18 protein-coding genes are annotated in these 22,622 nt (G+C 65.5%); 13 read left to right on the forward strand and 5 right to left on the reverse strand.

What is annotated here, in order from left to right:
• Positions 1–248: 248 nt before the first annotated feature.
• Complete coding sequence (locus tag F8237_RS16285) at positions 249–2,819, reverse strand: ABC transporter permease (RefSeq protein ID WP_151646178.1); 2,571 nt, start codon at positions 2,817–2,819, stop codon at positions 249–251.
• Entirely contained in the window at positions 2,816–3,538 is a 723-nt protein-coding gene (locus tag F8237_RS16290) for an ABC transporter ATP-binding protein (RefSeq protein WP_014439015.1), read from the reverse strand. The genes F8237_RS16285 and F8237_RS16290 overlap by 4 nt, the downstream gene beginning before the upstream one ends.
• A gap of 55 nt (positions 3,539–3,593) precedes the next feature.
• Between F8237_RS16290 and F8237_RS16295 the strand changes: the two genes are divergently transcribed.
• The 12 genes from F8237_RS16295 (at position 3,594) to F8237_RS16350 (ending at position 17,715) form a co-directional block, all read left to right on the forward strand.
• Positions 3,594–4,238 carry an arylesterase gene (locus F8237_RS16295; RefSeq protein WP_162006382.1) on the forward strand — a complete coding sequence of 215 codons (645 nt, stop codon included), beginning with the start codon at positions 3,594–3,596 and terminating at the stop codon, positions 4,236–4,238.
• Between the two features lie 174 nt (positions 4,239–4,412).
• On the forward strand, positions 4,413–4,949 hold the full coding sequence (gene thpR / locus F8237_RS16300; RefSeq protein ID WP_151646182.1) for an RNA 2',3'-cyclic phosphodiesterase: 537 nt from the start codon (positions 4,413–4,415) through the stop codon (positions 4,947–4,949).
• A gap of 159 nt (positions 4,950–5,108) precedes the next feature.
• Entirely contained in the window at positions 5,109–6,293 is a 1,185-nt protein-coding gene (gene zapE / locus F8237_RS16305) for a cell division protein ZapE (protein WP_151646184.1), read from the forward strand.
• A gap of 259 nt (positions 6,294–6,552) precedes the next feature.
• Positions 6,553–7,521 carry a malate dehydrogenase gene (mdh, locus tag F8237_RS16310; RefSeq protein WP_151646186.1) on the forward strand — a complete coding sequence of 323 codons (969 nt, stop codon included), beginning with the start codon at positions 6,553–6,555 and terminating at the stop codon, positions 7,519–7,521.
• A gap of 220 nt (positions 7,522–7,741) precedes the next feature.
• The gene (gene sucC / locus F8237_RS16315; RefSeq protein ID WP_014439021.1) at positions 7,742–8,938 is read left to right on the forward strand and encodes an ADP-forming succinate--CoA ligase subunit beta; all 1,197 of its coding nucleotides are present in this window, start codon (positions 7,742–7,744) and stop codon (positions 8,936–8,938) included.
• Between the two features lie 4 nt (positions 8,939–8,942).
• Positions 8,943–9,422, forward strand: a complete 480-nt coding sequence (locus F8237_RS16320) for a DUF1579 family protein (protein WP_151646188.1) — start codon at positions 8,943–8,945, stop codon at positions 9,420–9,422.
• 34 nt (positions 9,423–9,456) lie between these two features.
• Positions 9,457–10,341, forward strand: coding sequence for a succinate--CoA ligase subunit alpha (gene sucD, locus F8237_RS16325; RefSeq protein WP_151646190.1), 885 nt, complete (start codon positions 9,457–9,459; stop codon positions 10,339–10,341).
• Positions 10,342–10,478: 137 nt separating this feature from the next.
• Positions 10,479–13,445 (forward strand): 2-oxoglutarate dehydrogenase E1 component, encoded by a 2,967-nt coding sequence (locus F8237_RS16330; RefSeq protein ID WP_151646192.1) that lies wholly within the window; start codon positions 10,479–10,481, stop codon positions 13,443–13,445.
• Positions 13,446–13,627: 182 nt separating this feature from the next.
• Positions 13,628–14,875 (forward strand): 2-oxoglutarate dehydrogenase complex dihydrolipoyllysine-residue succinyltransferase, encoded by a 1,248-nt coding sequence (gene odhB, locus F8237_RS16335; RefSeq protein WP_151646194.1) that lies wholly within the window; start codon positions 13,628–13,630, stop codon positions 14,873–14,875.
• A 55-nt stretch (positions 14,876–14,930) separates the two neighbouring features.
• Positions 14,931–15,692: an SDR family oxidoreductase gene (locus tag F8237_RS16340; protein ID WP_151646196.1), complete on the forward strand. Its 762-nt coding sequence runs from the start codon at positions 14,931–14,933 to the stop codon at positions 15,690–15,692.
• A gap of 57 nt (positions 15,693–15,749) precedes the next feature.
• Positions 15,750–17,150 carry a dihydrolipoyl dehydrogenase gene (lpdA, locus tag F8237_RS16345; RefSeq protein ID WP_151646198.1) on the forward strand — a complete coding sequence of 467 codons (1,401 nt, stop codon included), beginning with the start codon at positions 15,750–15,752 and terminating at the stop codon, positions 17,148–17,150.
• A gap of 34 nt (positions 17,151–17,184) precedes the next feature.
• Positions 17,185–17,715: a hypothetical protein gene (locus F8237_RS16350; protein WP_151646200.1), complete on the forward strand. Its 531-nt coding sequence runs from the start codon at positions 17,185–17,187 to the stop codon at positions 17,713–17,715.
• Positions 17,716–17,891: 176 nt separating this feature from the next.
• Here F8237_RS16350 and F8237_RS16355 read toward each other — a convergent pair whose 3' ends face one another.
• On the reverse strand, positions 17,892–18,482 hold the full coding sequence (locus F8237_RS16355; protein ID WP_151646202.1) for a DUF4337 domain-containing protein: 591 nt from the start codon (positions 18,480–18,482) through the stop codon (positions 17,892–17,894).
• 100 nt (positions 18,483–18,582) lie between these two features.
• Complete coding sequence (locus tag F8237_RS16360; RefSeq protein ID WP_151646204.1) at positions 18,583–19,548, reverse strand: tyrosine recombinase XerC; 966 nt, start codon at positions 19,546–19,548, stop codon at positions 18,583–18,585.
• Between the two features lie 122 nt (positions 19,549–19,670).
• On the opposite strand from F8237_RS16360, the gene F8237_RS16365 reads away from it, so the two are divergent.
• Positions 19,671–21,881: a primosomal protein N' gene (locus F8237_RS16365; RefSeq protein WP_151646206.1), complete on the forward strand. Its 2,211-nt coding sequence runs from the start codon at positions 19,671–19,673 to the stop codon at positions 21,879–21,881.
• A gap of 133 nt (positions 21,882–22,014) precedes the next feature.
• Here F8237_RS16365 and F8237_RS16370 read toward each other — a convergent pair whose 3' ends face one another.
• Complete coding sequence (locus F8237_RS16370; RefSeq protein ID WP_151646208.1) at positions 22,015–22,512, reverse strand: septal ring lytic transglycosylase RlpA family protein; 498 nt, start codon at positions 22,510–22,512, stop codon at positions 22,015–22,017.
• Positions 22,513–22,622 lie beyond the last annotated feature (110 nt).

Genomic DNA, 22,622 nt, shown 5'->3' on the forward strand with positions numbered 1-22,622 from the left:
CGGTCCGGCACGAGGGTCGCCATGCCGCCGGTTCGTCAAATTCTATCTCGGATACCGCTGTGGGCCGACATTAAATTTGGCTCACAATCGGGGCTCCGAACCCATTCGATATGTGGGAAACTAACACATTCGCTGCAACGGTCCACGCGCGGCTGAATGTCGCCCTCTCCTGCAATCTCGACGAGCGGACGTGGTTAATCGCAGGAATCGTGCGATTTCGCTCCCGCAAGGCCCGCCGCTACCATTTGTCACAAATTGCGCAACACCGTGGCGGGCTTTTTGTTCAAAGCCAGCAGCGTGCCGGCGAGCCCGAGCCCGACCGTGACGATGAGGGCGGCCGCGACCACGCCGGCCGCGCTGCCGGCCTGCCAGACGAAGGTCAGCGTCATCAGCCGCGTCACGATCATCCAGGCCGCGACGCTGCCGGCGATCACGCCGAACACCGCGGTCGCGAGCCCGATCAGGAGATATTCGAGGGCGTAGGCGCCGAGCAGGCGCAGCCGGGTCGCGCCCAGGGTCTTGAGGATCACCGCATCATAAACCCGGTGGCGATGGCCGGCGGCGAGCGCCCCGCCCAGCACCAGGATCGCCGAGATCAGGGTCACGGCGCTGGCGCCGCGGATCGCGAGCGCCAGATTGGTCACGACCGCGCCGACCGTCTCCATCACCTCGCGCACGCGCACGCTCGTTACCATCGGATAGGCGTCGGCGACCTGCTTGATGATCTTGCCGTCGCCCGCGGCAGTGCCGCCGGCTTCCGTCAGGGTCGCAATATGGGTGTGCGGCGCGCCCTTGAAGGCGTTCGGCGAGAACACCAGCACGAAATTGATGCCGAGCCCCTGCCAGTCGATGGTGCGCAGATTGCCGATTTTGGCGGGAATGTCGCGGCCGAGCACGTTGACCACGACCTCGTCGCCGAGCTTCAGGCCGAGGCCGTCGGCGATCTTCTTCTCCATCGAGACCAGCGGCGGGCCGGAATAGTCGGCGCGCCACCATTCGCCCTCGACCACCTTGGAGCCCTTCGGCAGTTCGGCGGTATAGGTCAGGCCGCGGTCGCTCTGCAGCACCCACTCCGAATCGGTGGTCGGCTTGAGCTCTTCGGCGCGCAACCCGCGCGCTCCGACGATACGCCCGCGCAGCATCGGGACGTCCTCGACCTTCGCGCCGGGCGCGATCCGGCGCAGATAGCCGTCGAACTCGGCGGCCTGCGTGCTCGGGATGTCGATGAAGAAGAACGACGGCGCCTGATCGGGCAGGGCCGCGAGGAACTGCCGGCGCAGATTGCCGTCGATCTGGGTGATGGTGACGAGCACGGCGAGCCCGAGCCCCAGCGACAGCACGACCGAGGGCGTCAGCGCGCCCGGCCGGTGGATGTTGGCGATCGCAAGCCGCAGCATCGGCAGCCGCGTCCGCGGCAGCCGCCGCGCGATCGTCATCAGCAGCGCGGCGATGCCGCGGAGCAGAGCGAACACGACGACGGAGGAGGCCACGAACACCGCGGCGATGCGCTTGTCGAAGGAGAGGCCGATCACGACCGCGATCAGCAGCGCGACCACGACGGCCATGAAGACCAGGTAGCTCCAGCGCGGCCGGTGCCAATCCGAGCTGATGGTGTCGCGGAACAGCGCGGCCACCGGCACGTCGTGCACGCGCCCGAGCGGCCACAGGCCGAAGGCCAGCGCGGTCAGGATGCCATAGACGAAGGACAGCGCGAGCTCGTCGGCATGCACCGCCGCCACCACCGGTAGCGGCAGCAGCTTGCCGAACAATCCGACGATGGCGAACGGCATCGCCGCGCCGAGCGCCAGGCCGATCACCGAGCCGATCGCGGCGAGCAGGATGACCTGCGCCAGATAAATGCCGAACACGTCGCGCCCCGTCGCGCCGACCGCCTTGAACGCCGCGATCACCTCGAGCTTGCGGTCGATATGGCTCTTCACGGCATTGGCGACGCCGACGCCGCCGACCAGCAGCGCGGCGAGGCCAACCAGCGTCAAAAACTGCGTGAAGCGGCTGATGTTGCGTTCGAGCTGCGGCGAGGCATTGGAGCGGCTGCGGATTTCCCAGCCGGCCTGCGGCGCGGCGTTGCGCGCGTCCGCGATGAAGGCGTCGGTGGCGCGCTCGCTGTTGGCGGTATCGGGCAGTTTCACCCGGTAGACCCTGCGCACCAGGCTGCCGGGCTGGATCAGGCCGGTGGCGCGCAGGCCCGCCTCGCTGATCAGGAAGCGCGGTCCGAAGCCGATGCCGCCGGCGAGCTTGTCCGGCTCGGCCTCGACCGCGCTGCGGATCTGGAACGTCGCCGAGCCAATGGTGACGCGGTCGCCGGTCTTGAGGGACAGACGGGCAAGAAGGGTCGGATCGGCGGCCGCGCCGAACGCGCCGTCGCGCTCCGCGAGAATCTCGGACATCGGCAGTGGCGGCGCCAGCGTCAACTGTCCGAGCATCGGATAGGTGTCGTCGACGGCCTTCATCTCGACCAGCGCCAGCTGGCCGTCGGCCGCGCGCGCCATGCCGCGCAGGGTGGCGGCGGCGGAAACGGCGCCGCGGGAGCGCAGGAAGGCGACCTCCTCAGGCTTGGCCTCGCGCTGGAACAGCACGAAGGAGACGTCGCCGCCGAGCAGCGTGCGGCCTTCGCGGGCGAGACCGTCGCTGAGGCTTGCCGACACCGAGCCGACGCCGGCGATCGCCATCACGCCGAGTGCGATGCAGGCGATGAAGACATAGAAGCCGCGCAGGCCGCCGCGCAATTCGCGCAGCGCGTAACGCAGCGACAGCGCGATCCCGTTGGGTCGCGCGAACGGTTCGACAGCAGCGCTCATGCCGGCGCAGACTGCGTGTCGATGCGCCCGGAGCGCAGGCGAATCACGCGATCGCAGCGATGCGCGAGCGAGGAATCGTGCGTGACCAGCACCAGCGTCATGCCGCGCTCGGCATGCTTGCCGAACAAGAGGTCGACGATCTGTTTTCCCGTGGTCTCGTCGAGATTGCCGGTTGGCTCGTCGGCAACGAGGATGGCGGGATCGGGCGCCAGCGCGCGGGCGAGCGCGACGCGCTGCTGCTCGCCGCCGGAGAGCTGCGTCGGATAGTGATGCAGGCGATCGCCGAGCCCGACCGATTGCAGCTCCTGCGCCGCGCGCCTGGCGGCATCGGGATTGCCGGCAAGCTCGAGCGGCACGGCGACGTTCTCCAGCGCCGTCATGGTCGGGATCAGATGGAAGGACTGGAAGACGATGCCGACCTGGCGGCCGCGGAAGCGGGCGAGCGCGTCCTCGTCGAGGGCATTGAAAGGCGTGCCATTGACCACCACCTCTCCGCTATCAGGACGCTCCAGCCCCGCCATCACCATCAGCAGCGTTGATTTGCCCGAGCCTGACGGGCCGATCAGTCCGATCGTCTCGCCCGAGCCGACGCGCAAGCTGATATCCTTGAGGATGTGGACGCGTGCCGCCCCCGTTCCCAATGAGAGATTGACGTTGGAGATGGCGATGGTGTCCGGCGTGGTGCCGGCAAGCGATGAGGATTCGATGCGAGTGTCCATGGTCCGGTCATATGGCAACTCCGCTAGCGCGGTCGAGAGGCGTTACGGATTCTTCATGCACATAGCCGTGTTGATGCTCGCTTTGATGACAATTGCGACAGCGCCGTCGGCACAAGCACAGCCGGCCGCCAAGCCGATCAAGCTGGTGGTCCTCGGCGATTCCTTGAGTGCCGGCCTTGGCCTCCCAGCCCAGGAGGCATTCCCCACCAAGCTTCAAAAAGCCTTGCAGGCCAAAGGTATAGCCATCGACATGACCAATGCCGGGGTGTCCGGCGACACCTCGTCCGGCGGCCGCGACCGGCTCGATTGGTCAGTGCCTGATGGAACCGAGGGCGTAATCGTCGAGCTCGGCGCCAACGACGCGCTGCGCGGCATCGATCCCGACCTGACACGGACCGCGCTGACCGACATCGTCACGCGTCTCAAGGCGCGCAGGATTGCGGTGATGCTGTGCGGCATGCTGGCGCCGCCGAATTACGGCGCCGAATACGCTGCTCGCTTCAATTCGATTTATCCTGATCTGGCGAAAAAATTCGAGGTGCCGCTGTATCCTTTCTTCCTCGACGGCGTCGCCGCCGACGCCAAGCTCAACCAGGCCGACGGCATTCATCCGACCGCTGAAGGCGTCGACATCATCGTCGGCAACATCATGCCCACGGCGGAGGCATTCCTGCGCACCATAAGCGAGCAACCGCATTGAAAAGCGGGCAGCGCTAACCCTAACGCCAACGGTTATCCCGTGAGTTCACGGGTCATGCTTCGCAGAGTCACACAAACGCGATAGGAATCAGGGTACCGGTGATTCGTCGCCGGCTCTAAAATTTGGATATGATCCTTCCCAGGGATCATGCCCAAGCATCGGGAGTACGAAACGATGCCGCGTTTGTTCACTGGTCTGGAAATCCCGGCCGAGGTCGGCCAGACGCTTTCCAATTTGCGAGGCGGCCTCCCCGGCGCCCGCTGGATCGATCCCGAAAATTATCACGTCACCCTGCGCTTCATCGGCGATATCGACGGCATGTCCGCCAACGAGATCGCCTCGATGCTGTTTCGCGTCGACCGCAAGCCGTTCGAGGTGAAGGTGCAGGGCCTGCAAAGCTTCGGCGGCCGCAAGCCGCGTGCGGTGGTCGCCACCATTGCGCCGAGCAAGCCGCTGATGGAATTGCAGGCCGAGCTCGAACGCATGATGCAGCGGATCGGCCTCAATCCCGAAGGCCGCAAGTTCATCCCGCACGTCACGCTGGCCCGTCTGCACGACGCCACCGACCGCGACGTCGCCGACTATCTCTCGCTGCGCGGCTACTTCCCGAGCAAGGCGTTCATGGCGGAACGTTTCGTCTTGTTTTCGTCGCGCGCATCGACCGGCGGTGGTCCGTATGTGGTCGAGGACGCGTACGAGCTGTGTGAGTAGCACTGCTCTCGTGCCCCGGCTCTGCGCAGCAGCCATAGCGCGTTGAAGACGCGCGTGACCGCGCTGTTGCACGCTGCAGCGCGTCCGGGACACGGAACGCATACCCCGTCCACCAATTGACGGCTTGCAATTTCCGCCGGTCTCTGGCGGTAAAGAGCCATGCTCTCCACCCAAAATTCCTCATTCAGCGAAGCCTATCAGTCCCAGATCGCGTCCGGCGCGATCGAGGCCGATGCCGCGCAGGCAGAAGTCGCCGAGGCCTATACGGCGCTGGACCTGCGGCTTGCTAACTACAGCCCGAAGCGCAAGCAGGGCCTGTTCGCCCGTCTGTTCAGCAGCGACAAGGACGAGGCGCCGCACGGGCTCTACATCCATGGCGAGGTCGGCCGCGGCAAGACCATGCTGATGGATCTGTTCTTCCAGCACTCGACCGTCGAGCACAAGCGCCGCGCGCATTTCCACGAGTTCATGGCCGACGTGCACGAGCGCATCTACGACTATCGCCAAGGCATCGCGCGCGGCGAGATCGCCGATGGCGACGTCATCGGGCTGACCGCGAACGCGATCTTCGAGGAGAGCTGGCTGCTCTGCTTCGACGAATTCCACGTCACCGACATCGCCGACGCGATGATCCTGGGACGCCTGTTCGCCCAATTGTTCGAGCTCGGCACGGTGGTGGTCGCGACCTCCAACGTCGCACCCGACGATCTCTACAAGGGCGGCTTGAACCGTTCGCTGTTCCTGCCCTTCATCAAGCAGATCACCGACCACATGGACGTGGCGCGGCTCGATGCACGCACCGACTTCCGGCTGGAGAAGCTTCAGGGCGTGCCGATGTGGCTGACGCCGGCCGACAGCGATGCGGACGCCGCGCTCGACCGCGCCTGGTCGAGGATGTCGGGCGGCGCCAGATGCAAGTCGCGCGATATTCTGATCAAGGGCCGCATCCTGCACGTGCCGTGCTCGGCCCATGGCGTGGCGCGGTTCTCGTTCGCCGATCTCTGCGAGAAGCCGCTCGGCGCATCCGATTACCTCAGGCTGGCGCACGACTACCACACCATCCTGGTCGACCATATTCCAGTGATGGACCTCTCCCAGCGCAATTCCGCCAAGCGCTTCATCACGCTGATCGACGCGCTCTATGACAATGCCGTGAAGCTGATGGCCTCGGCCGACGCCAACCCGATCTCGCTGTACCTCGCCAACGATGGCAACGAGGCCAACGAGTTCAAGCGGACGGCCTCGCGCCTGATCGAAATGAGCTCGGAATCCTATCTGGCGCTGGCGCACGGCCGCAAGGATTCCACCGCCTCGGGCTCGACCAAGGGCCTGGTGGAGACTTAAGTCCTATTTCACCATCTTCTCCGGTGTCATTCCGGGGCGCGACAAAGTCGCGAGCCCGGAATCCATCGCGCCGCCAACTCTGCCGCCCGATGGATTCCGGGCCTGCGCCTGTCGGCGCATCCCGGAATGACGGCCAGGGTATGCTGGCTCCTATCTCGGCAAGCCCGACAATTGGGCATCCGGCGACTTGAACGGGGAAAGCGAAAGGGATAACCACCCACTCAGTTTTCCCTCCTGGATGTCTAGAGGACAGGTTCACATGGCGCGCGACAAGATTGCTTTGATTGGCTCCGGTCAGATCGGCGGAACGTTGGCTCATCTCATCGGCCTGAAGGAATTGGGCGACGTGGTGATGTTCGACATCGCCGAGGGCGTGCCGCAGGGCAAGGCGCTCGACATCGCGCAGTCCTCCCCGGTCGACGGCTTCGACGCCCACTACACCGGCGCGAACTCCTACGAGGCGCTCGACAACGCCAAGGTCTGCATCGTCACCGCCGGCGTGCCGCGCAAGCCCGGCATGAGCCGCGACGACCTCCTCTCCATCAACCTCAAGGTCATGGAGCAGGTCGGCGCCGGCATCAAGAAGTACGCCCCCGACGCCTTCGTCATCTGCATCACCAACCCGCTCGACGCGATGGTCTGGGCGCTGCAGAAGGCCTCGGGCCTGCCGCACAAGAAGGTCGTCGGCATGGCCGGCGTGCTGGATTCGGCGCGCTTCCGCTACTTCCTGGCCGACGAGTTCAACGTCTCGGTCGAAGACGTCACCGCCTTCGTGCTCGGCGGCCACGGCGACACCATGGTGCCGCTGGTGAAGTACTCCACCGTCGCCGGCATCCCGCTGCCCGACCTCGTCAAGATGGGCTGGACCTCGCAGGCGCGCCTCGACGAGATCGTCGACCGCACCCGCAACGGCGGCGCCGAGATCGTCAACCTGCTCAAGACCGGTTCGGCCTTCTACGCGCCGGCGGCCTCCGCGATCGCGATGGCCGAGAGCTATCTGCGTGACAAGAAGCGCGTGCTGCCCAGCGCCGCCTACCTCAACGGCGAATACGGCGTGAAGGACATGTATGTCGGCGTGCCCGTCGTGATCGGCTCCAAGGGCGTCGAGCGCGTCGTCGAGATCGAGCTCGCCGGCAAGGACCGCGAGGCCTTCGACAAGTCGGTCGGCGCGGTGCAGGGCCTGGTAGACGCCTGCAGGAAGATCGCACCCGATCTTCTCGGCCGCTAAGGCGCAAACAATCCCGCCGAAGATCGAAAACCGGTCTTCGGCGGTTTCATGTCCGGGGCCCGCCAAATCCTAGTTTGAGGCTGGGCGGGTTCCGGTTCGAAAGTCCAGAGATCTCGATGTCAGAGAATCCGGGTTGCAGTTCCTGTGGTATATGGTATGCCAGCCACAAAACTGAGGTGGGCCCTTGCGGACACCGCCCGCGGGTTCAGGGAGCGACCATATGAATATCCATGAATATCAGGCCAAAGCGCTGCTGAACGAGTTCGGCGTGGCGATCTCCAAGGGCGTTCCGGTCCTGAAGGCGGCCGACGCGGAAGCCGCCGCCAAGGCGCTCCCGGGCCCGGTCTGGGTGGTGAAGAGCCAGATCCACGCTGGCGGCCGCGGCAAGGGCAAGTTCAAGGAAGCCTCCGCCGGCGACAAGGGCGGCGTCCGCATCGCCAAGTCGGCCGCCGAGGTTACCGAATTCGCCAAGCAGATGCTCGGCGCCACGCTGGTGACGATCCAGACCGGCCCCGCCGGCAAGCAGGTCAACCGCCTCTACATCGAGGACGGCTCCGACATCGACAAGGAATTCTATCTCTCGATCCTGGTCGACCGCGAGACCTCGCGCGTCTCGTTCGTGGTGTCGACCGAAGGCGGCGTCAACATCGAGGACGTCGCGCACAACAGCCCTGAGAAGATCGTCACCTTCTCGATCGATCCCGCGACCGGCATCATGGGCCATCACGGCCGCACCGTCGCCAACGCGCTGAAACTCACGGGCGACCTCGCCAAGCAGGCCGAGAAGCTGACCGCGCAGCTCTATGCCGCCTTCGTCGCCAAGGACATGGCGATGCTGGAGATCAACCCGCTGGTCGTGACCAAGCAGGGCCAGCTCCGCGTGCTCGATGCCAAGGTGTCGTTCGACGACAATTCGCTGTTCCGTCATCCCGAAGTGCTCGCGCTGCGCGACGAGACCGAGGAAGACGCCAAGGAAATCGAGGCGTCGAAACACGACCTCAACTACGTCACGCTCGACGGCAATATCGGCTGCATGGTCAATGGCGCCGGTCTCGCCATGGCGACGATGGACATCATCAAGCTCTACGGCATGGCGCCGGCGAACTTTCTCGACGTCGGCGGCAGCGCCAGCAAGGAGAAGGTCGCGGCCGCGTTCAAGATCATCACCGCCGATCCCAACGTGAAGGGCATCCTGGTCAACATCTTCGGTGGTATCATGAAGTGCGACGTGATCGCCGAGGGCGTCACCGCCGCGGTGCGCGAGGTCGGCCTCAGCGTGCCGCTGGTGGTCCGCCTCGAAGGCACCAATGTCGAGCTCGGCAAGAAGATCATCAATGAATCCGGCCTGAACGTGGTGCCGGCCGACAATCTCGATGACGCCGCGCAGAAGATCGTGAAGGCCGTCAAGGGAGGCTGAGGCCATGACCCAGGACCATCTCGCCGCATCATCCCCGCTTGCAGAGCACGCGCGTCTCGCCGCGTTCGCTGGCGAGTGGGACGGCGAAGAGGTGGTCTTCCCGTCGCGCTGGGCGGAGGGTGGGCCCGCCACCTCTCACGTCCACGCGCGCATGGATCTCAACGGATTCTATCTGATCCAGGACGCGGTGCAGATGCGCGGCGGCAAGCAGAGCTTTGCCACCCATGGCCTCTTCACCTACGACCGCGATGACCGGACCTACAAATTGTTCTGGTACGATTCGCTCGGCTATACGCCGCCATCGCCCGCTTCCGGCGGGTGGGTCGGCAAGACCCTGACGCTGGTGCGCGGCTCGCTCCGCGGCAATGCGCGCCACGTCTACGAAATCATCGACGACAATTCCTATTCGTTGAAGATCCAGTTCTCGCCGGACGCGGAAGGCTGGGCCGACGTGCTCACCGGCGTCTACCGCCGCATCCACTGACCTCTCACTCGTTAGTTTCGCGAAAGCAGACCTCATGTCCATCCTGATCGACAAGAACACCAAGGTCATCTGCCAGGGCTTCACCGGCAAGAACGGCACCTTCCACTCGGAGGCCGCGATTGCCTACGGCACCAAGATGGTCGGCGGCACCTCGCCGGGCAAAGGCGGCTCGACTCATCTGGGCCTGCCGGTGTTCGACACCGTGCGCGAGGCGCGTGAGAAGACCGGCGCCGATGCGTCGGTGATCTACGTGCCGCCGCCGGGCGCGGCGGATGCGATCTGCGAGGCCATCGACGCCGAGATCCCGCTGATCGTCTGCATCACCGAAGGCATTCCGGTTCTCGACATGGTGCGCGTGAAGCGCTCGCTGGCCGGTTCCAAGTCGCGCCTGATCGGGCCGAACTGCCCGGGCGTCATGACCGCCGGCGAGTGCAAGATCGGCATCATGCCCGCCAACATCTTCAAGACCGGCTCCGTCGGCATCGTCTCCCGCTCCGGCACGCTGACCTATGAAGCGGTGTTCCAGACCTCCCAGGAGGGCCTCGGCCAGACCACCGCGGTCGGCATCGGTGGCGACCCGGTCAAGGGAACCGAGTTCATCGACGTGCTGGAAATGCTGCTCGCCGACCCCAAGACCGAATCGATCATCATGATCGGTGAGATCGGCGGTTCCGCCGAGGAAGACGCCGCCCAGTTCCTCAAGGACGAGGCCAAGCGCGGTCGCAAGAAGCCGATGGTCGGTTTCATCGCCGGCGTGACCGCACCTCCCGGCCGCCGCATGGGCCATGCCGGCGCGATCATTTCGGGCGGCAAGGGCGACGCCGGTTCCAAGACCGACGCGATGAAATCGGCAGGGATTACAGTGTCGCCGTCTCCCGCCCGCCTCGGTCACACGCTTGCCGAAAAATTGAAGGCCTAATTCACTCCTTCGTACTTTTCCGGGCGAAGTTTCGCAGCAAATAGGGTAAATGGTGCCTGTCGCGTCGAGCCTCTGCCGGGGAGCTCGACGCCAGCGCCGTTTGTTATGCGCGAACCGAAATCGCCAGGAACTCAAGTATGTCTCGCCAGGACGCGAACGCAGCCTTTGCCCTTTCCTCCTTTTTGCAGGGCACCAACGCCACCTACATCGACGAAATCTACGCTCGCTACGAGAAGGATCCGTCCTCGGTCGACGCCGAGTGGCAGGAGTTCTTCAAAAGCCTGAAGGACCAGCCGGACGACGTCCGCAAGAACGCCCAGGGCCCGTCCTGGGAGCGCGCCAACTGGCCGCTGATCCCGCAGGACGATCTCACCTCCGCCCTCGACGGCAACTGGGCCGAAGTCGAGAAGGCTGTCGGCGCCAAGATCGCCGCCAAGGCGCAGGCCAAAGGCGACAAGGGCGCTGATTTCTCTTCCGCCGACCTGCTGCAGGCCACGCGCGACTCCGTCCGCGCGCTGATGCTGATCCGCTCCTATCGCATGCGCGGCCACTTCCACGCCAAGCTCGATCCGCTCGGCATCGAAGCCCCGCGCAATCGCGAGGAGCTCGACCCGCGCACCTACGGCTTCAGCGAAGCCGATTTCGACCGCAAGATCTTCCTCGATCACGTGCTCGGTCTCGAATATGCCAGCCTGCGCGAGATCACCGCACTTTGCGAGCGCACCTACTGCCAGACGCTCGGCGTCGAGTTCATGCACATCAGCAACGCCGCGCAGAAGGCCTGGATTCAGGAGCGCATCGAGGGGCTGGACAAGGAAATCTCGTTCACCCGCGAGGGTCGCCGTGCGATCCTGATGAAGCTGGTCGAAGCCGAAGGCTTCGAAAAGTTCTGCGATACCAAGTTCACCGGCACCAAGCGCTTCGGCCTCGACGGCGGTGAATCGCTGATCCCCGCGCTCGAGCAGATCATCAAGCGCGGCGGCAATCTCGGCGTGAAGGAAGTCGTGCTCGGCATGCCGCATCGCGGCCGCCTCAACGTGCTGACGCAGGTGATGGGCAAGGCCCATCGCGCGCTGTTCCACGAATTCAAGGGCGGCTCGGCCAATCCCGATGCGGTCGAAGGCTCGGGCGACGTCAAGTACCATCTCGGCGCGTCCTCGGACCGCGAGTTCGACGGCAACCGCATCCACCTGTCGCTCACCGCCAATCCCTCGCATCTCGAGATCGTCGATCCCGTGGTGCTCGGAAAAGTCCGCGCCAAGCAGGACCAGCACGGCGATCCGCCGGACCAGCGCATCTCGGTGATGCCGCTGCTGATGCACGGCGATGCCGCGTTCGCAGGCCAAGGCGTGGTCGCGGAATGCTTCGGCCTGTCCGACCTGAAGGGCTACCGCACCGGCGGCTCCGTGCACTTCATCGTCAACAACCAGATCGGCTTCACCACCTATCCGCGCTACTCGCGCTCCTCGCCCTATCCGTCGGATGTGGCGAAGATGATCGACGCGCCGATCTTCCACGTGAACGGCGACGATCCGGAAGCCGTCGTGTTCGCGGCCAAGGTCGCGACCGAGTTCCGGCAGAAATTCCACAAGCCTGTTGTCATCGACATGTTCTGCTATCGCAGGCATGGCCACAACGAAGGCGACGAGCCGGCTTTCACCCAGCCGGTGATGTACAAGAAGATCGCGGCCCATCCGTCCACGCTCGAGCTTTATTCGCGCCGCCTCGTCAGCGAAGGCGTGATGACCCAGGGCGAGGTCGACAAGGCCAAGGCCGACTGGCGCGCCCGGCTCGATGCCGAGTTCGAGGCCGGCACCTCCTACAAGCCGAACAAGGCCGACTGGCTCGACGGCAAGTGGGCGGGCTTCAAGATAGCGGACCAGGAAGAGGACGCGCGCCGCGGCGTCACCGGCGTCGACCTGCCGATCCTGAAGGACATCGGCCGCAAGATCACCAAGGTGCCGGACGGTTTCCGCGTCCACCGCACCATCCAGCGCTTCCTCGAAAACCGCTCCAAGGCGATCGACGGCGGCACGGGTATCGACTGGGCGACCGGCGAGGCGCTGGCGTTCTGCACGCTGCTCAACGAGAACCACCACGTCCGCCTGTCGGGCCAGGATTCGGAGCGCGGCACCTTCTCGCAGCGCCACTCGGTCCTGATCGACCAGGAAGACGAGAGCCGCTACACGCCGTTCAACCATCTCGGCAACGAGCAGGGCCATTACGAGGTCATCAACTCGCTGCTGTCGGAAGAGGCCGTGCTTGGTTTCGAATACGGCTACTCGCTCGCCGAGCCGAACACGCTGACGCTGTGGGAAGCCCAGTTCGGCGACTTCGCCAACGGCGCGCAGGTCGTGTTCGACCAGTTCATCTCCTCGGGCGAGCGCAAATGGCTGCGCATGTCCGGTCTCGTCTGCCTCTTGCCGCACGGCTATGAGGGCCAGGGACCGGAGCACTCCTCGGCGCGTCTCGAGCGCTATCTGCAGATGTGCGCCGAAGACAACATGCAGGTGGTCTATCCGACCACGCCGGCGAACTACTTCCACGTGCTGCGTCGCCAGCTGCATCGCGAGATCCGCAAGCCGCTGATCGTGATGACGCCGAAGTCGCTGCTGCGTCACAAGCGGGCGGTATCGCGTCTCGAGGAGCTCGCCAAGGGAACGACGTTCCATCGCATCCTGTACGATGACGCCCAGATGCTGCCGAGCGAGGCGGTCAAGCTCGTCCCCGACGAGAAGATCCGCCGCATCGTGCTCTGCTCGGGCAAGGTCTATTACGACCTCTACGAGGAGCGCGAGAAGCGCGGCATCGACGACATCTACCTGATGCGCGTCGAGCAGCTCTATCCGGTGCCGCTGAAGGCGCTGGTCGCGGAGCTGTCCCGCTTCAAGAAGGCGGAAGTGATCTGGTGCCAGGAAGAGCCGCGCAACATGGGCGCGTGGCACTTCATCGAGCCCTATCTGGAATGGGTGCTGAACCAGGTGAACGGCGTCAGCCGGCGTCCGCGTTATGTCGGCCGCGCCGCTTCCGCCGCGACCGCCACTGGTCTGATGTCCAAGCATCAGGCGCAGTTGAAGGCGTTCCTGGACGAAGCACTGAGCTAATAAGTGTTTTAGGACGCTGTCATGCCCCGCGAAGGCGGGGCATCCAGTACTCCGCGGCGTTTGTGTTCATCACGGTCGTCACGGCGTACTGGATCGCCCGCCCCCGTGCGCAACTGCGCACAAGGCGGGCGATGACATTTATGAATCACGACCGCATTGGCGATCTCCTTAAGGAAAAGACCATGACTGAAATTCGTGTGCCGACGCTCGGCGAATCCGTCACCGAGGCCACCATCGGCCGCTGGTTCAAGAAGGCCGGTGACGCCGTCGCCGTCGACGAGCCCTTGGTGGAGCTCGAGACCGACAAGGTCACCATCGAAGTCCCCGCGCCCTCCGCCGGCACGCTGAGCGAGATCATCGCTGCCGATGGCACGACCGTCGCGGTCGGCGCGCTGCTCGGCCAGATCACCGACGGCGCCGGCGCTGCGAAGCCTGCCGCGGCGCCCGCCAAGCCCGCCGCTGCCGCTCCCGCCGCTGCTGCGGCTCCCGCGCCTGCCCCGGCCCCGGCCGCGAAGGCGCCGCCGGCCGACGCGCCGCTCGCCCCGTCCGTTCGCAAGCTCTCCGCCGAGACCGGCGTCGATGCCTCGACCGTGCCGGGCTCCGGCAAGGACGGGCGCGTCACCAAGGGCGACATGTTAGCTGCGATCGAGCGTGCGGCCTCCGCGCCGACCCCGGTCAACCAGCCCGCCGCCGCCGTGCAGGTGCGCACCGCCTCGCCGGCCGATGACGCCGCCCGCGAAGAGCGCGTCAAGATGACCCGCCTGCGCCAGACCATCGCGCGCCGCCTCAAGGACGTGCAGAACACCGCCGCGATGCTCACGACCTTCAACGAGGTCGACATGACCAACGTCATGGCGCTGCGCGCGCACTACAAGGATGCGTTCGAGAAGAAGCACGGCTCCAAGCTCGGTTTCATGGGCTTCTTCGCCAAGGCCGTCGTGCAGGCGCTGAAGGACATCCCGGCCGTCAACGCCGAGATCGACGGCACCGACCTGATCTACAAGAACTACTACCACATCGGCGTCGCCGTCGGCACCGACAAGGGCCTCGTCGTGCCTGTCGTGCGCGACTGCGACAACAAGTCGATCGCCGACATCGAGAAGGGCATCGCCGATTTCGGCCGCCGCGCCCGTGACGGCCAGCTCAAGATCGACGAGATGCAGGGCGGCACCTTCACCATCACCAATGGCGGCATCTACGGCTCGCTGATGTCGACCCCGATCCTGAACGCGCCGCAGTCCGGCATTCTCGGCATGCACAAGATCCAGGAGCGCCCGATGGTCGTCGGCGGCAAGGTCGAGGTCCGCCCGATGATGTATCTGGCGCTGTCCTACGATCACCGCGTCATCGACGGCAAGGAAGCCGTCACCTTCCTGGTGCGCGTCAAGGAGAGCCTGGAAGACCCGGCGCGTCTGGTGCTCGATCTCTGATCCCTAGTGCCTTGCGAGCGCCGTCGCCCATTGGCGCGACGGCGCGTGTCGAACCATGGAGGCTGGCGTGACGGATAAGGTCGTTGTCATCACCGGTGGCAGCCGCGGCATCGGGCGGGCGACCGCGATCGCGGCGGCCGCGCGCGGCTTCCGTGTCGTCGTCGGCTATGCCAGCAACAAGAAGGCCGCCGACGAGGTGGTCGGTCTGATCGAGGCCAGCAACGGCAAGGCCATCGCGGTGAAATGCGATGTCGCCGAGGAAAGCGACATCGTCGAGCTGTTCAAGCAAGCCGACAAGTTCGGCACGCTTGGCGCGCTCGTCAACAACGGCGGCATTGTCGGCACGAGCGGCGTGCGCGTTGACGAGATGTCGGCCGAGCGCATTCAGCGCGTCATGGCGGTCAACGTCACCGGCTCCATCCTCTGCGCGCGCGAGGCCGTGAAGCGGATGTCGACCAAGCATGGCGGCAAGGGTGGCGTCATCGTCAACCTGTCGTCGGTCGCGGCCAAGCTCGGCGCGCCCAACACCTATGTCGACTATGCCGCGTCCAAGGGCGCGATCGATTCCTTCACCACCGGCCTCGGCTATGAGGTCGCAAACGAAGGCATTCGCGTTGCGGGCATTCGCCCCGGCCTGATCGATACCGAAATTCACGCCTCGGGCGGCGAGCCCGACCGGCACCATCGTCTCGCCCATATGGTGCCGATGAAGCGCGTCGGGACCGCCGACGAGATTGCCAACGCCATCATCTGGCTGATGTCGGACGAGGCGTCCTACATCACCGCAGCCACTCTCGATGTGTCCGGCGGACGCTGACGCGCCGCGCGGACGCTGACACATCCTCATCACGCTAAACCTACGGGACTCTCTCTCATGGCTACCTACGATCTCGTCGTCATCGGCACCGGACCTGGCGGTTATGTCTGCGCGGTGCGCGCAGCCCAGCTCGGCATGAAAGTCGCGGTGGTGGAAAAGAACGCCACGCTCGGCGGCACCTGCCTCAATGTCGGCTGCATGCCGTCGAAGGCGCTGCTGCACGCCTCCGAGATGTTCGAGGAAGCCGGGCACTCCTTTGCCAAGATGGGCGTGTCGGTTTCCGCGCCGAAGCTCGAACTGCCCGCGATGATGAACTTCAAGCAGCAGGGCATCGACGGCAACGTCAAGGGCGTCGAGTTCCTGATGAAGAAGAACAAGATCGACGTGCTCAAGGGCACCGGCAAGATCCTGGGCACGGGCAAGGTCGAGATCTCCGCCGACGGCAAGTCGCAGGTCGTCGAGACCAAGAACATCGTGATTGCCACCGGCTCGGACATCGCGCGCCTCAAGGGCATCGAGATCGACGAGAAGCGCATCGTGTCGTCGACCGGCGCGCTGTCGCTCGACAAGGTCCCGGGCAAGCTCCTGATCGTCGGCGCCGGCGTGATCGGACTCGAGCTCGGCTCGGTCTGGCATCGTCTCGGCGCCGAAGTCGTCGTGGTCGAATTCCTCGATCGCATCCTGCCCGGCATGGACGGCGAGATCGCCAAGCAATTCCAGCGCATCCTCGAGAAGCAGGGCTTTGCGTTCAAGCTAGGAGCCAAGGTCACCGCCGTCGATACCTCGGGCAAGACGCTGAAGGCGACGATCGAGCCTGCTGCCGGCGGTACCGCCGAGACGTTAGAGGCCGACGTCGTGCTCGTCGCCATCGGCCGCGTGCCCTACACCGATAGCCTCGGCCTGAAGGAAGCCGGCGTCGCGCTCGATCCCCGCCGCCGCGTGCAGATTGATCCGCACTTCGCCACCAGCCTCAAGGGCGTCTATGCCATCGGCGACGTCGTTGCAGGCCCGATGCTCGCGCACAAGGCCGAGGACGAGGGCGTCGCGGTTGCGGAGATCATCGCGGGCCAGGCCGGCCATGTGAACTACGACGTTATCCCAGGCGTCGTGTATACCAGCCCGGAAGTGTCCTCCGTCGGCAAGACCGAGGAGGAACTGAAGCAGGCGGGTGTGGCTTATACGGTCGGAAAGTTTCCGTTTACCGCCAACGGCCGCTCCAAGGTCAACCAGACCACCGACGGCTTTGTGAAGATTCTCGCAGATGCGAAGACCGATCGCGTGCTCGGCGTGCACATCATCGGCATCGGGGCCGGAGAAATGATCCATGAAGCCTGCGTTCTCATGGAATTTGGCGGCAGTGCGGAGGATCTCGCGCGCACCTGCCACGCGCACCCGACCCGCTCCGAGGCCGTCAAGGAAGCCGCGCTTGCAGTCGGCAAGCGGGCCATCCATATGTAGGCCACGCGCCGAGCTGAATCGGGCGGGACAACATATGCTGCGCCGCCTTCTTCAACCGGTCTGGGTCCTGCTGGCGATCATCTTCCTGATCGAAGCCTGGCTGTGGGACCATCTCGAACCGATCGTCGCGCGGATTGTCGCACTCATTCCGCTCGCCCGCTTCAAGCAATGGCTGACGGAGCGTGTCGATGCGCTCCCGCCGGCGATGACGCTGATCGTGTTCGCGGTGCCGATCCTTCCGCTGTTTCCGCTCAAGCTGGCCGGCCTGTATCTGCTCACGCATGAATACTGGCTCACCGGCATGTCCACGTTCTTGTTCGCCAAGATGGTCGGCGTCGGCGTCACCGCCTTCGTGTTCGACGTCACGCGCGACAAGCTGCTCGAGATGCGCTGGTTCGAGCGGATCTACGATTTCGTGCTGAAGCTGCGCGCCAAGGCGTCCGAGCTGGTCGACCCGATCAAGCGGCGCATCCGGGAGCTGATCTCCGGCAACGGCGAAGGCTGGTCCTCCCGCACGCTCCGCCTGATCCAGCGCTTCCGCAAGAGCGTGCACGAAGCGCGGTGATTGCCGCGGCAATCAAGCTATCGCCGTCACTCTGAGGTGGCCGCTTCTTCAGCGGCCCTCGAAGAGTGACGGCCCGGCTGCATCTCGGCCGTTCATCCTTCGAGGCTCCCCGCGCGATGCCGTGCATCGCGCGCCTCGCACCTCAGGATGACGGGACGAACCGCCGGCCACACCCCTCAATGCAAATGCAGCAGATGCGGCCACCACAGGCCGAGCGCGGTCATGAGGATGCCGCCCAGCGTCAGGATGCCGGCGACATAGGCGAGTGCGAACATGCCGGTGATGATGGTGGCCGACGCCAGCACGATGCCGATCTGGAAGGCGGCCGACGCCAGCTCGAAGTGATGGTACTTCGCGGTCGCCTCGTCGCGCTCGTGCTCGGCATGCTTGGCCTTCTCGGCGAGCTGCTCGGTGCCTTCGCCGGTCTCGGGCTCGGAGCGGTAGCGCTGCGCGGTCTTGGTCCAGTCGTCGATCTGCTTCTGCACCGTCGCCTTCATGGCGTCGTCGGTGGTGCCGGCCAGCGTCAGCTTGCCCTGCTCTGCCGCGGTCACCACCACCGTGCGGCGGATGCTCTTGGCCTGGAAGAACGCCCAGAGATTGGCGCCCTCGACATTCTTGCTGATCGATTCGGTCTGGGCGCCCTTGCCCAGCGTCTCGGAGATCGCCAGGAACAGCGCCAGCACGGCGATCAGAAGGGCGATCTTCTTGTTCGAGCCGGACGCGTGTTCGGCGTGCTCGGCGTGCTCCATGCTTTCATGTGCGCTCATGATTTCCCTCCTGTTCGGTTCCCCACGATTGACCGAACCGCAGGCACCGCGCAAGAGGCATGCTTGTCATGACAGCTTAGTGTCAGGAATCAGCGGCGATTCACCGCCGCGGATGCGCGCTGGCATAGACTTCCAGCAGTCGCTCGGAATCGATGCCGGTATAGATCTGCGTCGTCGAGAGCGAGGAATGGCCGAGCAATTCCTGGATCGCGCGCAGGTCGCCGCCGCGTGACAACAGGTGCGTGGCAAAGGAATGCCGCAGCGCGTGCGGCGTGGCGCTGTCGGGCAATCCCAGCGCGCCGCGCAGCCGCTCCATCGCGAGCTGGATGATGCGGGGGCTGAGCGGTCCGCCGCGCGCACCGAGGAAGATCGGGCCTTCGGCGGGAAGCGGATACGGGCACATCGAAACATAGTCCTGCACCAGCGCGAGCACGTTCTGCAGCACCGGCACCATGCGAGTCTTGTTGCCTTTGCCCGTCACGATCAGCACATCGCCCTCGCCGGGACGCGGCACCTCGCGGCGCTTTAGGCCGAGCGCCTCGGAGATGCGCAGGCCCGAGCCGTACAGCAGCGCCATCACGGCGGCATCGCGCGCCAGGATCCAGCTCTCGCGATCCTCGCCGGCGCGCTCGTCGGCATCGGCAAGGCGCTTGGCCGATGCCATCGGCAGCGGCTTCGGCAAGCTCTTTCCAACCTTGGGCGCGCGGATCGCCGACAATGCGCCGACCTTGCCCTTGCCCTCGCGCTCGAGGAAGCGTCCGAACGAGCGCAGCCCCGCCAGCGCGCGCATCAGCGAGCGGCCGGCAATGTCGTCGGCGCGGCGCATCGCCATGAAGGCGCGGATATCCGTGGCTTCCAGCGCGGCGAATCGCTTCAGCGTCACGCGCTCGCCCCAATGATTGCAGAGAAAATCCAGGCACTGCCGCAAGTCGCGGGCATAGGCCTCCAGCGTTTTCGGCGACAGCCGCCGCTCGGCGCCGAGATGCCTCAGCCAGCGCGCCATCTCCTGCGCGATGTCGGGATCGGCGCTGGCGAGCTCGATTTGTGGGGCGGCCGCTTGGCTCATGCGCTCTGGACGTAATGATTCCACCCAGTATATCGCATCACACCCGTTTACTGTTCGCTAAGGCTCGCCCGTGGCGCTAGCCTCCAAACGCCAGGTTCCGATTCTCCCTCCAAAGACTGTTGATGGATCATACGTCGCGCAGCAACGCCGCCCCCACCCACGCGACTGGCATGGTCGACGTGCTGGTGCCGGTCGCGCTCGACCAGACCTATTCCTACAAGGTGCCGCGCGGCATGGAGCTGAAGGCGGGCGATCTGGTCGGCGTGCCGCTCGGGCCCCGCGAGGTGCTCGCCGTGGTCTGGGCCGAGAATGCCAACCCCGATCCGCGCCTGCACAATCGCCTCAAGGAGGTCAGCGAGAAGCTCGACCTTCCGCCCCTCAAGCCCGAGCTGCGCTCGCTGGTCGACTGGGTCGCCAATTACACGCTGAGCCCGCGCGGCATGGTGCTGCGCATGTGCCTGCGGATGGGTGAGAACCTCGGCCCCGAGCGGACCCGCGCCGGCGTGCGCCTGGTCGGCGATCCCCCGCGGCGGCTGACGCCGGCGCGGCAGCGCCTGCTCGAGGTGCTGTCGGACCGGTTGCTGCACGGCAAGTCCGAAGCCGCCAGGGAAGCCGGCGTCTCCGCCGGCGTGATCGACGGTCTCGTCGACGAAGGCACGCTCACGGTCGAACCGATGCCGCCGCCACCGCCGCCGCCCGCGCCCGATCCGGATTTCAGCCGGCCGGATTTTTCGCCGCTGCAGCGTGCCGGGGTGGATGCGATGCGCGCGCTCGCGGCCAACGGCTCGTTCCATGTCGCGCTGCTCGACGGCGTCACCGGCTCGGGCAAGACCGAGGTCTATTTCGAGGCCATTGCGGAGTGCATCCGCCGTGGCAAACAGTCGCTGATCCTGATGCCGGAAATCGCGCTCACCGGCCAGTTCCTCGATCGCTTCGCGCAACGTTTTGGCGTGCGCCCGATCGAGTGGCATTCCGAGCTGACGCCGCGCACCCGCGCGCGCAACTGGGCCGCGATCTCCGAGGGCAGTGCGCCGGTCGTGGTCGGTGCGCGCTCGGCGCTGTTCCTGCCCTACGGCAATCTCGGCCTCATCGTCGTGGATGAAGAGCACGACCAGGCCTACAAGCAGGACGAGGGCGTGCACTATCACGCCCGCGACATGGCGGTGGTGCGCGCGCATATCGCCAAGATCCCGATCGTGCTGGCGTCCGCCACGCCCTCGGTCGAATCCGAGGTCAATGCGCGCAAGAACCGCTATCAGCGCATCGCGCTGCCCTCGCGCTTCGGCGGCCAGCACATGCCGCATATCGAGGCCATCGACATGCGCCGCGAGCCGCCCGCGCGCGGCCGTTTCATCTCGCCGCGGCTGGCCTCCGAGATCAGAAAAGCGATCGAGAAGCGCGAGCAGGCGTTGCTGTTCCTCAATCGCCGCGGCTATGCGCCGCTGACGCTGTGCCGCGCCTGCGGCCATCGCTTCGCCTGCACCATCTGCGATGCCTGGCTGGTCGATCATCGTTTTCGCCAGCGGCTGGTCTGCCACCATTGCGGCTTCTCGATGCCGCGCCCGCAGACCTGCCCGCATTGCGCGGCCGAGGAATCGCTCGTGGCGGTCGGGCCCGGTGTCGAGCGTTTGCAGGAGGAGGCCGCCGCGCTGTTCCCGGATGCGCGCACCATGGTGCTGTCGAGCGATCTCATCACCTCGATCGAGACGATGCGCTCCGAGCTCAACGAGATTGCCGAGGGCCGCGTCGACGTCATCATCGGCACGCAACTGGTGGCGAAAGGCCACAATTTCCCGCGGCTCAATCTGGTCGGCGTGGTCGATGCCGATCTCGGCCTGTCCAATGGTGATCCCAGGGCGTCGGAACGCACCTGGCAATTGCTCAACCAGGTGATCGGCCGCGCCGGGCGCGAGCAGGGCCGCGGTGTCGGCTATCTCCAGACCCACCAGCCCGATCATCCCGTGATGAAGGCGCTGATCGCCTGCGACCGCGAGGCCTTCTACGACAGCGAGATCGACCTGCGCGAGCGCACGCTCTATCCGCCGTTCGGCCGTCTTGCGAGCCTGATCATCTCGGCCGGCGATCGCCCGAGCGCGGAAGGCTTTGGCAGGAGACTGGTTGCGCTCGCGCCGCGTGACGAGCGCGTGGTGGTGCTGGGGCCGGCGGAGGCCCCGCTCGCGGTCATCAAGGGCCGCTATCGCTTCCGCATCCTGGTGAAATCGGCGCGCGGTTTCGATCTGTCGGATTACTTACGCAACTGGCTGGCGGTCTGCCCGAAGCCGAAGGGCAATCAGAAGCTGGAAGTGGACGTCGATCCGCAGAGCTTTTTGTAGGCCCCACCGCCACGTACTCCGATGTCATTCCGGGGCGCGCGCAGCGCGAGCCCCGGAATGACGGCGCAAAAAAGCCCGCCGTCCCCCGAGATCACGGGCAAGACGGCGGGCTTATTTCGACGCGTCGTGTGCCTTAGGACACCACTTCGGCGGTGACGCGGCCGACGCCGGCGCCGGTGAGGCCGATGGCGCGGGCTGCGCCCGTGGAGAGGTCGAGCACCCGGCCGCGAATGAACGGGCCACGGTCATTGATGGTGACGATGACGCTCGATCCGCGATGGGTGACGCGGAGCTTGGTGCCGAACGGCAGCGAACGGTGCGCCGCGGTCATGGCGTTCTGGTTGAAGCGCTGGCCCGACGCGGTCTTGCTGCCGGACTCGTTGCCGTAGAAGGAGGCCATGCCGGAGAAGCTGTGCCCGGAGCCCGACGACGGCGTCATTGCCGCGTTGGCATTGCGCCAATCCGAGCCGGAATTGGAATCGGTCTGGGCGTGATGATGGTGATGGTGCCGATGATGCCTGGATGTGGCGGAAGCTTCGGTGGCAGTCCCACCGACGAGGAAAGTTGCGGCAACGAAAGCGATCGCCGTACGCGGCCGGGTCACAGAGCCCAGCGTCTTCAAAGACAGCATTTAGTGGTCCCTAAGCTAGTATTGCCACATATGTGGCTAGTGGAGCCCCCATCAGTTTGTGAGCGACTTGGCGTTTCCTTTCGCAATGAGGCATGAATTGGGCAGTAGTT

Source organism: Bradyrhizobium betae (assembly GCF_008932115.1).
Classification (GTDB): domain Bacteria; phylum Pseudomonadota; class Alphaproteobacteria; order Rhizobiales; family Xanthobacteraceae; genus Bradyrhizobium; species Bradyrhizobium betae.